Source organism: Actinomadura sp. SCN-SB, from assembly GCF_043906805.1.
GTDB lineage: Bacteria > Actinomycetota > Actinomycetes > Streptosporangiales > Streptosporangiaceae > Spirillospora.
The window spans coordinates 34588-44032 of sequence record NZ_JBIMPP010000064.1; the positions used below are offsets into that span (position 1 = coordinate 34588).

Annotated in this window: 7 protein-coding genes; 5 read left to right on the plus strand and 2 right to left on the minus strand. The window is 71.9% G+C overall.

Annotated elements, in window-relative coordinates:
• The first annotated feature begins 6 nt into the window (after window positions 1-6).
• From ACGWYJ_RS30995 to ACGWYJ_RS31010, 4 genes are all read left to right on the plus strand, one after another.
• Entirely contained in the window at window positions 7-1170 is a 1164-nt protein-coding gene (locus ACGWYJ_RS30995; protein ID WP_395109994.1) for a TIGR02678 family protein, read from the plus strand.
• Complete coding sequence (locus tag ACGWYJ_RS31000) at window positions 1167-5330, plus strand: TIGR02680 family protein (protein WP_395109995.1); 4164 nt, start codon at window positions 1167-1169, stop codon at window positions 5328-5330. The genes ACGWYJ_RS30995 and ACGWYJ_RS31000 overlap by 4 nt, the downstream gene beginning before the upstream one ends.
• Window positions 5327-6562, plus strand: a complete 1236-nt coding sequence (locus tag ACGWYJ_RS31005) for a TIGR02679 family protein (protein WP_395109996.1) — start codon at window positions 5327-5329, stop codon at window positions 6560-6562. Before ACGWYJ_RS31000 ends, ACGWYJ_RS31005 begins: the two co-directional genes overlap by 4 nt.
• 281 nt (window positions 6563-6843) lie before the next feature.
• The gene (locus ACGWYJ_RS31010; RefSeq protein WP_395109997.1) at window positions 6844-7212 is read left to right on the plus strand and encodes a hypothetical protein; all 369 of its coding nucleotides are present in this window, start codon (window positions 6844-6846) and stop codon (window positions 7210-7212) included.
• Window positions 7213-7413: 201 nt separating this feature from the next.
• Here ACGWYJ_RS31010 and ACGWYJ_RS31015 read toward each other — a convergent pair whose 3' ends face one another.
• Window positions 7414-7731 carry a DMT family transporter gene (locus ACGWYJ_RS31015; RefSeq protein ID WP_395109998.1) on the minus strand — a complete coding sequence of 106 codons (318 nt, stop codon included), beginning with the start codon at window positions 7729-7731 and terminating at the stop codon, window positions 7414-7416.
• A gap of 29 nt (window positions 7732-7760) precedes the next feature.
• Complete coding sequence (locus ACGWYJ_RS31020; protein ID WP_395109999.1) at window positions 7761-8510, minus strand: SDR family NAD(P)-dependent oxidoreductase; 750 nt, start codon at window positions 8508-8510, stop codon at window positions 7761-7763.
• 92 nt (window positions 8511-8602) lie between these two features.
• Between ACGWYJ_RS31020 and ACGWYJ_RS31025 the strand changes: the two genes are divergently transcribed.
• A complete protein-coding gene (locus tag ACGWYJ_RS31025) occupies window positions 8603-9187 on the plus strand; it encodes a TetR/AcrR family transcriptional regulator (protein ID WP_395110000.1) in 585 nt (194 codons plus the stop codon).
• The last annotated feature ends 258 nt before the right edge of the window (window positions 9188-9445 follow it).

Sequence of the window (9445 nt, forward strand, 5' to 3'; positions counted from 1 at the left end):
ACGCGCATGAGTGACGAGGACGCCTCGCGACGGCGCGCGGCGCTGCGGGCGCTGCTGCGCCGGCCTCTGCTGACCGCCGAGTCCGATCCGGAGAGCCTGGTACTGGTCCGCAGGTATCAGGCGGAGCTGCGTGAATGGCTGGGCCGGGAGACGGGCTGGCGGCTCCAGGTGGACGCCGAGACGGCCCGGCTGTTCAAGACGGCACCGCCCCTGGACGACGGCACGCACCCGGCACGCGGCAAGGCCGGGGAGCCGTTCGGGCGACGACGTTACGTGGTTCTGTGCCTGGCCCTGGCGGTGTTGGAGCGCGCCGACGCGCAGACGACGCTGGGACGGCTCGCGGAGGAGATAGTGAACGCCGCCGCCGAACCCGGCCTGGCCTTCCCGTTCACATTGGACAGCCGTGCGGAGCGGTCTGATCTGGTAGCGGTGGTACGGCTGCTGCTGGGCTGGGGCGCGCTGCGGAAGGTGTCCGGCGACGAGGAGTCCTACCTGTCGGCGACCGGGGACGTCCTGTACGACGTGCGCCGGGTCGTCCTCGCCTCGCTGCTCACCGGGGTGCGGGGACCGTCCACGATCACCGCCACCGGGTTTTCCGAGCGGCTTGCCGAGCTGACCGATGAGCCCGTCCCCGACACCGACGAGCTGCGCAACCGGGCGCTGCGGCACGGCCTGACCCGCAGGCTGCTGGAGGATCCGGTGGTGTATCACGACGACCTGGACGACGCCGAGCGCGCCTACCTGATCTCCCAGCGCGCGGCGATCACCCGCCGGATCGAGGAGGCGACGGGGCTGGTCGCCGAGGTGCGGGCCGAGGGCCTGGCGATGGTCGACCCGGACGACGAGCTGACCGACGTGCGGATGCCCGAGCAGCGCACCGACGGGCATGTGACGCTGCTGGTCGCCGAGTACCTGTCGGGACGCGAGTCGGCCGAGTGGGACGAGCTGGCCGCGTTCGTCCGGGATGCGGCGGTGCGGCACAAGTCGTTCTGGCGCAAGGGCGTCACGGAGCCGGGCGCCGAGGAGGAGCTGTTGACCATCGCGCTCGGGAAGCTGGCGGCACTCCGGCTGGTGGAGGTGCTGCCCGGTCGGGTCCGGGCACGTCCCGCGATCGCGCGCTACGCCGTGGAGCAACCGACCATCCGGGAATCGGGGAGGGCCGTTCGATGACGGGGGGCATCACCAGGACGGGGGCGGCGCCCGTTGCGTCGTCCGAGCGCTGGAAGCCGTTGCGGGCCGGGCTTGTCGACATGTTCTATTACGACGTCGAGGAGTTCCCGTTCCATGACGGGCGGCTGTTGCTGCGCGGCAACAACGGCACCGGCAAGTCGAAGGTGCTCGCGCTCACGCTGCCGTTTCTGCTGGACGGGGAACTGTCCCCGCACCGGGTCGAGCCCGACGGCGACCGGCAGAAGCGCATGGAGTGGAACCTGCTGCTCGGTGGCAAGCACCCGCATCCTGAGAGGCTCGGCTACACCTGGCTGGAGTTCGGCCGCCGCCACCCGGATGGTACCGAGGAGTACCGGACTCTCGGCTGCGGACTGAAAGCGGTGAAGGACCGTGGCATCGTCCGGCACTGGTTCTTCATCACGACCCGCCGCTTCGGCGTGGACCTGTCGCTGCTGTCGGACGGGGGTGTGCCCCTGACCCGGGAGAAGCTGCGCGAGGTGGTGGACGGGCATGGCCTGGTCTACGACCGGGCGTCCGACTACCGGCGCGCCGTGGACGAGGCGCTGTTCGGGCTGGGCGAGCGCCGCTACGAGGCGCTGGTCAACCTGCTGATCCAGCTCCGCCAGCCGCAGTTGTCGAAGAAGCCGGACGAGCGGCTGCTGTCTCGGGCGCTGACCGAGGCGCTGCCGCCGCTCAGCCCGGCGCTGATCACCACGGTGGCGGAGGCGTTCCGCGGGCTCGACGAGGAGCGGGAGGCGCTGCGCGCCCTGGAGGACGCGCACAAGGCGGCGACCGACTTCCTCGGGCATTACACGCGGTACGCCCGGATCGCGGCGAAGCGGAAGGCCGCCGGACCGCGGCTCACGCAGAGCCGCTACGAGCATCTGAACCGGGACCTCGGCGAGGCGGAGGCGCGGTTCGCGGCGGCCGAGACCGAGTTGGCGGAGACCGGGCGGCTCCTGGAGGACCTGCACGCGGAGAAGAACCGGCTGGAGGCCCGCCGCCAGGCTTTGGAGACGAGCCCGGAGATGCGGGACGCCGAGCGCATCGATCAGGCGGGCCAGGAGGCACGGCGGCGCGACGACTACGCCAAGGCGCGGGAGCGCGACCGCGACGACCTGTCCGCTGAGACCGTGCGGAAGCGATCTCGGGCCGAGACGGCGCGATCACGCGAGAGCGCGGCCGAGGACGCCTTCAATGCCGTCCGGGACCGTGCGGCGGCGCTGGCGGGCCGCTCCGGATGCGGTGCCGCCCACGCCGAGGCGCTGGAAGGCTGGCAAGGCGATCCGGCCGCGGCACGCCGCGTCACCGGCGCGCTGGCCGAGGACCGGTCCCGTGCCCTTGCCGAGCTCGACCGGCTGATGGCCGCCGTCGCCGCCGCCCGGACGCGGCTGGACACCGCCATCGCCGAAACGGAGCGGCTGCGCGGCGAGTTGCAGGCCGCGTCCGAGCGGATCAGCGCGGCCGAAACGCTGACGAAGGCGGGTGCGGCGAAGCTGCTGGACGCCTTCGTCACCTACCTCGCCGGGCTCACCGAAATCGGTGTGGACGATCCTGACGCGGTCCTGGCGAAGCTGGAGGAATGGGCACAGAATGCCGAAGGGCGCAACCCCGCCGCGACCGCCGTGGACGACGCCGCCCGCGCGGCGACCGCGTCGCTGGGCGGACGTACCGCCGACGTGCGGTCCCGGCTGCGGGCCGAGCGCGCGGCGGAGAAGGCGCTGCTGGAGGAGATCGAACGGCTGGAGTCCGGTGGGCACGACGTCCCGCCCGTCCCGTACACGCGCACCGGCTCACGCGAGGGCAGGCAAGGCGCGCCGCTGTGGAAGGTCGTCGACTTCGACGGCGCCGTGCCGGACGACCATCGCGCCGGGCTGGAGGCCGCGCTGGAGGCCGCCGGCATCCTGGACGCCTGGGTGACGCCGGACGGCGCCCTCGTCGGCGACGACGACACGTTCCTGTTGACGGGCGGGGCCGTCCAGGGGCCCTCGTGCGCGCTGGTGCTCCGCCCGGCCATCGACCGCGCCGACCCGCAGGCCGCCGCGCTCGATGATGACGCCGTGCGCGCCGTCCTGGCCAGGCTGGGCCTCGGACCCGGCGCGCGGACCTGGGTGACGGTGGACGGCCGGTGGGCGAACGGCGTCCTGAGCGGCTCCTGGCACAAGGCCCACGCAAGCTTCATCGGCGAGGGCGCCCGCGAGGCCGCCCGCCGCGCCCGCGTCGAACGGCTCCGCGAGGACCTCGGCGAGACCCGGTCGCGGATCGAGGCGCTGGACGCGGAGCTGGACGAGCTGACATCACGCCATGAGACGCTGGCGGCCGAACACCGCGCCATCCCGGACGACACGGACCTGCGTGAGGCGCACGTCCGGCTCGCCGGTGAGCATCGCAGGCGAGGGGAGCTGGGCTCCGACCTCGCTCGCGCGAACGAGGTCGCGACACGGCGCCGTGACGAGGCCGCCGCCGCGGAGGAACGGGCCGGCGAGTTCGCCGCGGACGTCGGCCTGCCGACCGGCGAGACCGAGCTGGCCGAGGTACGTCAGGCCGTCACCGACTACCGGCTGACGCTCGCGGAGCTGTGGCCCGCCGCGCAAGCGCTGCTGTCGGCGCGCGAAGCGGCACGCGAGGCCGCAGAAGACCTCGCCGGCGTCAGGGAACGGGCGGCGGAGGCCGCGGAGCAGGCCGTTGAGGCGCGTGCCGAGGCGGACACGGCCGCCGAGCGGCATCGGGCGCTGGTCGAGACGGCGGGTGCCGCGGTCGATGAGCTGTTCCGGCGGCTCGAACAGGTCAAGTCCGCCATGGTCGAACGCGATCGCGCCGAGTCGGCGGCGCGTCGCCGGGAACGGGCCGCGCTGGAGGAGCGCGGCAAGGCGCAGGGGACGCGCGACACGCTTCGCGACAAGATCACCGAGGCCGCGAGCGCCCGCGACGAGGCGGTCGCCGAGTTCCGGTCCTTCGCCGCGACCGGCCTGCTGGCCGTCGCGCTACCCGGCCTGGACATCCCCGACCCGGAGCACGAGTGGGCGGCCAATCCCACCGTGCTGCTGGCCCGTTCCGTCAACACCGAACTGGACACGGTCGACGACGGCGACGGTCCGTGGGACCGCATCCAGAAGAAGGTGACCGAGGAGCACAAGTTGCTGTCGGACGCGATGTCCCGGCACGGCCACTCGGTCGGCCTGACCCTGCGCGAGGGCATCATGGTCGTGGACGTGCTGTTCCAGGGCCGCAGCCGCGACGTCCCCGGTCTAACGAACGCGCTGGAGGCCGAGACCGGGCACCGGGCCCGGCTGCTGTCGGCCCGCGAGCGGGAGATCCTGGAGAACCATCTGCTGAACGAGGTCGCCGGCACCCTTCAGGAGCTCATCGCCGCCGCCGAGGACGAGGTGCGGGAGATGAACGCCGAGCTCACCGCCCGCCCGACGTCCACCGGGATGCGGCTACGGCTGGTCTGGAAGCCGGCCAGGGACGCCCCGGACGGACTGGAGCGGGTCCGGGAGCGCCTGCGGCAGACCATCGACGCCTGGTCGCCGGACGACCGCGCCGCCGTCGGCCGGTTCCTGCAGGAACAGATCGCCCGCGAGCACGCCGACAACCCGGCGTCCGGCTGGACCGAGCAACTCACCCAGGCGCTCGACTACCGGTCCTGGCACGCCTTTACGATCCAGCGGCTCCAGGACGGGCAGTGGCGTCCCGCGACAGGTCCTGCGTCCGGCGGCGAACGGGTCCTCGCCGCATCCGTCCCGCTGTTCGCGGCGGCGTCCGCGCATTACAAGTCGGCCGGCAACCCGCACGCGCCGCGGCTGGTCGCGCTGGACGAGGCGTTCGCCGGGGTGGACGACGACTCGCGTGCCAAATGTCTCGGGCTGCTGGCCACCTTCGACATGGACGTGGTGATGACCAGCGAACGGGAATGGGGCTGCTACCCGCAGGTGCCGGGCCTGTCGATCTGCCAGCTCTCCCGCCGGGACGGCATCGACGCCGTCCTGGTGACCCCGTGGCGCTGGGATGGCCGGAAACGCACCCGGGCCGACCCGCCGAATGGCCGGAGGAGAGTCGGCGCGGCTGGTGCGGGGCGCTCTGGGCGGTCGTCCCTCCAGGAGGAGACCGACCCGTCCGGACCCGAGCCCGCGGCCGGACAGGCAGGTCTGTTCGGATGACCGACATCGACCGCCTGCGGCGGCTGCTGGGCGGCCCCGACACGTCCTGGCTGGTCAAGCGGATCCGGCAACGCTTGGAACGGGGCCGCGCGCTCACCGGGACCGTCACCCTCACCGGGTCCACCGCGTCCCAACGACGCGCGATCGAACTGCTGCTGGGCCGCCGCGCCGGGACGGGCACATCGCTCACGGTGTCCCTCGCCGAGGTCGACCGCGTCCTGCGGGCGAGCGGGGCCTGCGTCGACGGGCTGGCCGCCGCCGTGGAGATCCTCGACGGTCCCGTCCGTGACCTGGCCCGCGAGCACGCCGACACGGCCGCCGCTTGGGCTCGCGCCTTCGCCCCGCTGGACGAGGCGCTCTCCGCCCGCCCCGAGCTGGCCGAATGGCGCGACCGGCTGGACTCCTCCGGCCTCGTCCGCCGCCTCACGTCCGGCCCCGGCGAGGCCGCCGCGATACTGCGGCACCTCGCCGAGGTCGTTCGGGGCTTGCCCGCTTCCGGCACCCCTTTCAGCCGGTTCGCCGCCGAGACCTGCGGCAGCGCACACGCCCTCGACGACGGCCGGCCCCTGGCAACGCTGGCCTTCTCCTGTGCCCGTGCCCTCGCCGGCCTGCCGTTCCGCGCGGACGGCGGTGCCGAATCCCGCCGCGACACCTGGGCCGCCGTCGGCGTCCAACTGGACGAGTTGTCCTCGACCGTGCTGTGCCTGGGCTTGCCCGGCGACACCGGCACCGCGACCGGCCGGATGCTCGCGGCCATGCACGGCGAGCCGGTGTCGCTCACGCTGCGCCAGCTTCGCCGCCATCCCGCCCCTATGCGCGTCCGTATGGTCCGGATCTGCGAGAACCCCGTCGTGCTCACCGCGGCTGCCGACGCCCTCGGTCCATCCTGCCCTCCTCTGGTGTGTTGCAACGGACGCCCGTCCGCTGCGGTCTGGCGCTTGCTGGAACTCCTCGCCGAGGGTTCCGCCACGTTCGCCTACCACGGCGACTTCGACTGGGGCGGAGTCGCCATCGCCGCTGCCGTCCACACCCGTATCGGCTGGCGCCCCTGGCGCTACGACGCGGCCGCCTACCGCGAGGCGACCTCGAACACTCCCCTTACAGGGCGCCGAACCGCCACACCATGGGACCCCTCGCTGGCCGCGGCGATGACCGGACGCGCCGTGCGTGTAGAGGAGGAACAAGTCCTGCCAGATCTCATCACCGACCTCCGGGCTGCGTCTGATTCGTAGCGGTGGGTCCGAGTCCTTTCGACCTACCGTGTGATGTCCAGGAGCTTGGCGGTGGAGCGAGAGTTTCGTGGCAGAAGCAGTCATCCGGCGCGCTCGGAGCCGGAGTCGTGCGGCCCCGTACTCGCAACGGGCCCCAGCACCGCCACGACCTCCTGTGAAAGGTGCATGCTCTCGAAACCGGATATGTCTTGATCTCCACTAACGCAACCGCGCGTGGTTCTCGGTTGCGTCACACGGCTTCGGTCTACTGGAAGTAGCTGTCCGCCAACACCCTGCTGCCTGTGCCACCGCCCGAGCTCGACGACGCCACAACGCTGGCGTTCGCCCGCATCGCCGCCGCGCATCGGGAGCTGAGTTACAGCGGAATGGTCCTGCCAAGCCCCGACTACCTGCCGCTGCCCACAGGGCAGTGGCAGTACGCGCCCTATGATCCCTACAGTCTGGACAGCCCGCTTGGCTACGAGCTGCCGCTCGATCCTCTGAATCCATCGTCTGACTGGCCATCGCTTGATCCGATTTATGGTGGACCAGCCCCCCAAAGGGGGACCGGTGAAACGGCGCACACGTTGCCGAGTGTTGATGAATTCCTCGTGCGTGAGGCCAATGAGCGTCAACGTGGGGGCGGTAGGGGAGTTCCTGGTAAGTTCTAGAGATCGGCCATGAGCGGCTGTGGACTCCTGCGGCTGCACCGGCGCCTACATCCTGCGAATCGGCCACGGAGCCGACGTACTGCCGTTTGATTCCGAGATCGTGGCGCCCGCCCTGGCGTGAGCGGGTGAGGCTGCGGCCGGGCTCCTACATAGGCTCCGATGAGCCTGGCCGGAAATGACGGCTCCGTAGAAAGCCGACCCTTATTCGCCGATCGCCTTGAGGCCGATGACTCCGGTGAGGATCAAGGCGAGGAACGTCAGCCGCGCGGGGGAGTGGCTTTCGTTCAGGACGGCGATGCCGGTGACGGCCACACCGAGGGCGCCGACGCCGACCCACACGGCGTACGCGGTGCCGACGGGCAGGCTTTTGAGGGCCACTGTCAGCATGGCGAAGCTGGCTGCGGCGGTCGTAACACCCAGCGCGGTGGGCCAAGGCCGGGTGAACCCGGCGCTTTGTTTGAGGGCTATCGCCCACACGATCTCCAGCAGCCCCGCACCGAACAGCATGAGCCATGCCATTTGTGTATTTCCCGTTCTCGTAGGGCTTGTCATGCGGCGAAGCCGCCGTCCACGGCGATCGTGGTACCGGTGATGTACGCGCCTGCGGGCCCGGCGAGGTGGGCGACGGTCGCGGCGATCTCCTCGGCCTCGGCGTAGCGGCCGAGGGCGATCAGCTCGCGCTCGGCGTCGGCGCCGGGGCCGTCGGCGGGGTTCATGTCGGTGTCGGTGGAGCCGGGGTGGACGACGTTGGCGGTGATGCCCCGTGGTCCGAGGTCGCGCGCCAGCCCCTTGGTCAGCCCGGTGAGCGCGGCCTTCGTCATGGCGTAGAGGGTGACGCCGGGGTAGGGGACCCGCTCGGCGAAGCAGCTCCCGATGCTGATGATGCGTCCGCCGTCGTCCATGTGCCGGGCGGCGGCCTGCGCGGCGATGAAGGCCGCACGTACGTGGACGGCGAGCGCGGTGTCGATCTCGTCGAGGTGGACATCCTCCAGCGGCCCGTTGGGGAAGATGCCCGCGTTGTTGACCAGGATGTCCAGGCGGCCGAGGGCGTCGCGGGCGTGGTCCACGGCGGACGCGACGGCGTGCGCGTCGGCCACGTCGGTGCGGATGGCGACGGCGCGGTGTCCCAGAGCCTCGAGATCGGCGACGACCGCCTTCGCGTGGTCCGCCGCGTCGACGTAGGTGATCGCGACATCGGCGCCGCGCTCGGCCAGAGCCCGGGCGACCGCCGCGCCGATGCCGCGACTGCCGCCGGTGACCAGCGCCGCCCTGCCTGTGAGGTCGCCCTCGTTCGCCATGTGTTCAAACCCCTTATCCGGAGAATACTCCGGATAGCGTAAGTGGAGGATCCTCCGAATTCAACCGGAAAGCTCTCCGATAGGGTTGGGGGATGCTCGACCAGCCTGGTCGGCGCCGGTCTTCCGAGCGAGCGGACGCGGCCCGCAACCGGCGGCGGATCCTCTCGGCCGCCATGGCGATCGTGGCCGAGCGGGGCGTCGGCGCCCTGTCGATGGACGCGGTGGCGGCCGCCGCCGGGGTGGGGGTCGGCACGGTCTACCGCCGGTTCACCGACCTCTCCGGCCTGGTCTACGCGCTCGTCGACGAGCAGGAACGCCGCTTCCAGGACGCGTTCTTGCGCGGGCCCGCGCCCCTGGGCCCCGGCGCGCCCCCGGCGGTGCGGATACGCGCCTTCCTGCGCGCCTTGGCCGATCGCACCGAGGACCAGGCGGAGCTGTTGCTGACCGCGGAGTCCGCCACACCGATGGCCCGCGTGGAAAGCGGCGCCTACACGGCCTACCACCAGCATTTGGCGATGCTGATCGGTGAGCTGCGCCCCGGTCTGGACGCGCACTACCTGGCCGACGCCCTGCTGGCACCGCTGGCCGCCGAGCTGTTCGTCCACCAGCGCCGCACGATGAGCCTCGAACGCATCAAAGACGGACTCGACACGCTGCTCGCCGGAATCGTCTCCTGAGCGCGCCATCAAGCCCCTGGAGATCCGCGGCGAAACGCACACCGCGGTCGGCCGAGCCCGGCCGCGCCGGGCACCCTGATCGGCCCGTGGGCCAAGGGGGCTCGACAGGAGGTGTGAGCGCCGATCCCACCCGGCGGGACAGATGCTCACCGCCCGTCCAGCGCGACAACCGGTTCGCACAACTGGTCGCCCCTGGCTTCACCGCCCTGGGCCTGGCGAGTGCACGGCTGTGGATCACCACGGCCCCGCGAAGTCGCG

Bases quoted from the DNA above. Each gene is read 5' to 3' on its own strand.
- ACGWYJ_RS30995 (WP_395109994.1), top strand. From the start codon at position 7: ATGAGTGACGAGGACGCCTCGCGACGGCGCGCGGCGCTGCGGGCGCTG.
- ACGWYJ_RS31000 (WP_395109995.1), top strand. From the start codon at position 1,167: ATGACGGGGGGCATCACCAGGACGGGGGCGGCGCCCGTTGCGTCGTCC.
- ACGWYJ_RS31005 (WP_395109996.1), top strand. From the start codon at position 5,327: ATGACCGACATCGACCGCCTGCGGCGGCTGCTGGGCGGCCCCGACACG.
- ACGWYJ_RS31015 (WP_395109998.1), bottom strand. From the start codon at position 7,731: ATGGCATGGCTCATGCTGTTCGGTGCGGGGCTGCTGGAGATCGTGTGG.
- ACGWYJ_RS31020 (WP_395109999.1), bottom strand. From the start codon at position 8,510: ATGGCGAACGAGGGCGACCTCACAGGCAGGGCGGCGCTGGTCACCGGC.
- ACGWYJ_RS31025 (WP_395110000.1), top strand. From the start codon at position 8,603: ATGCTCGACCAGCCTGGTCGGCGCCGGTCTTCCGAGCGAGCGGACGCG.